We start from the raw sequence: 2,170 nt of genomic DNA on the forward strand, positions 1-2,170 counted from the left end.
CCCCGCCGTCGCCGGCTCCACCTCACCGGCCGCGCGCGGCGACCACCCACATTCGACTTGCCGAGAAAGAGACCATCCATGGACATCCTTGACACGGTGCGGGAGATGAAGCCCACCTACCCCACATCGCCGCAGGCGCCTCGCCGCGCCCTCCACCAGGCGATCGCGCAGTCGCGACGTCGCCGCCCACTCGGACGGATCATCGGGATCTCCCTCGCGGGCACGGCGGTCGCCGCGGTCGCCGTCGCCGCCTCCGTACTCATCCCGCCGGGAGTCGTCGGCCAACCGCCGGCCGCCTCGGCATCGACCTATCTCAACGAGACCGCGGCCTCCATCCGATCGGCTGCCGCGCAGCCGGTCCAGGTGACCATGGCGACCAGACACCTGCGCCTCGTCGGTGGTCGGAATGAGCAGTCCCCTCCGTTCGGCAGCTTCAGGACGGATGCCACGGGTGCCGTCGTCACCGAATCGGCTGTGACGTATCTCCATGCGGCGGACGGAAGCTCGTCGCAGACGTCGCACACCGAGTTGCACGCCACCGAGACCTACGGCGACGCCACGGCCGTCCACCGCGCCTGGACTTCGTACTACGGGTCATCCTTCCCCATCGGCGCGGAGCCCCTCACGGTGCGCGATGTCGACGTCGACGCCCCTCCCATCGGGGAACTCCCGGTGTCGACCACCGACTTCCCGTCGGACCCCGCGGCCTTCCTCGCCGCATGGACGACCGGCATGGAGGATCAACTGATCGCTGCCAAAGCAGAAGCGGCGAGGATGCCCATGGACGGCGAACCGGAGTCGAACGGACTGTACGCGAGCATCGAGGAACGGCTCGACATCCCCGCCGCGGAGCATATGCTCAACGAACTCGGACATTCAGTGCCCATCCTCTCCGCCTCCCCGGAGTATCGCGCGACGTTCCTGGAGGCACTCGCCCTGGCAGACGGGATGGCCGTTGAGAACGACGCCTCCGCCGACAAGATCCTGGTGTACGAGACCGACGACGCCCGCTTCCGCCTGACGGTCAATCCCCCGACCGGCTCCATCCTCCGGATCGAGAAGTTCCTGCTCCGGGTTCCCCCCGGTCCCGGGAACGTGTCCATCGAAGACACCACTCCCGTCGAGGTCGGCTCCGCATCCTTCCTCCCGAAGGAGATTCCGGATTTCGCGGTGACCTTCACGACGGAACCGGTGGGCTGAGCCCGGCACTCCGCAGTGCGCCTCCGCATCCTCTCGGGTGCGGAGGCGCAGTGTCGCCGGGCTCAGTCCGCCGCCGGCACCGCCGCGATCACCCGGATCTCCCTCGTCGCGGCATCACCGAGGATGCGCAGCGCCTCCTGATAGGCCTCGGAATGGTACGCCGCCACCGCAGCCTCGAGATCCGGGAACTCGATGATCGTCGTGCGCAACGCCGACTCGCCTTCCAGCACTGCGAGAGGCGCACCCCGCGCGAGGAACCTGCCGCCCCCGGCCCGCATCGCGGGACCTGCGCGCTCGACGTACCGCGCAAGCGTCTCGTGATCTCGAATGCTCGTGAACGTGTTCACCCAATAGACAGTCACCGTGATGCTCTCCCGTCGATCTCGGAGAATCCATCCTGAGCGACCGGCGTATGTCCGACCAGGCCGAGAACCGCCGACGATCGACTCGATCCTGCCGATTCCGCTCGAACGCGGGCTCGGCGCCGACTCGGTGTTCGTGCGGGCCAGGACCGGGCTGACCGCTACCGGAGCAGCATCAACGACTACTCTCCGTCGCCAGCGCGCGATCGGCGGATCGGCCGGAGAACTCTTCGGACGATCCCCACCACGACTGCTCCCACGACGCCGCCCACCGTGTTCCAGACGATGTCCTGCACATCGGGAACGCGACCGGGTATCGAGGCCTGTACGTGTTCGATCGCGAACGACGTACCGAACACCAGCACGGGCGCGAGTATCCAGAGGCGCCTGCTGAGCGCGAGCGCCACTGCGGCTCCGAGCGGCACGAAGAGCAGAGCATTGAGAATGCTCTCCAGCTGGAGATAGCTCATCGGTTCGACCAGCGGCGCGGCGAAGACGTGGGCGAAGTCCATGAAGAGCGCGCGGGCAGGACCCGCGAATCGGCGCGGTTGACGGCGCTCACTGAAATTCCTCGGTTCTGCTCATCGAAATTCCCCACTCTGGGTCGC

At 67.5% G+C, this 2,170-nt stretch carries 3 protein-coding genes; 1 reads left to right on the plus strand and 2 read right to left on the minus strand.

Going from position 1 to position 2,170, the window contains the following annotated elements; genetic code table 11:
• Nucleotides 1–78 precede the first annotated feature (78 nt).
• Entirely contained in the window at nucleotides 79–1,200 is a 1,122-nt protein-coding gene (locus DSP71_RS05335) for a hypothetical protein (RefSeq protein ID WP_058631943.1), read from the plus strand.
• A gap of 62 nt (nucleotides 1,201–1,262) precedes the next feature.
• Here the strand turns inward: DSP71_RS05335 and DSP71_RS05340 are convergent, their stop codons facing one another.
• Together DSP71_RS05340 and DSP71_RS05345 are read right to left on the minus strand one after the other, a co-directional pair.
• The gene (locus DSP71_RS05340; RefSeq protein ID WP_046748534.1) at nucleotides 1,263–1,562 is read right to left on the minus strand and encodes a DUF1330 domain-containing protein; all 300 of its coding nucleotides are present in this window, start codon (nucleotides 1,560–1,562) and stop codon (nucleotides 1,263–1,265) included.
• Between the two features lie 182 nt (nucleotides 1,563–1,744).
• Nucleotides 1,745–2,074 (minus strand): VanZ family protein, encoded by a 330-nt coding sequence (locus tag DSP71_RS05345; RefSeq protein WP_179515688.1) that lies wholly within the window; start codon nucleotides 2,072–2,074, stop codon nucleotides 1,745–1,747.
• Nucleotides 2,075–2,170 lie beyond the last annotated feature (96 nt).

The sequence above is a fragment of the Microbacterium sp. H6 genome (genome assembly GCF_003314775.1).
In the GTDB taxonomy this organism is placed as follows: domain Bacteria; phylum Actinomycetota; class Actinomycetes; order Actinomycetales; family Microbacteriaceae; genus Microbacterium; species Microbacterium oxydans.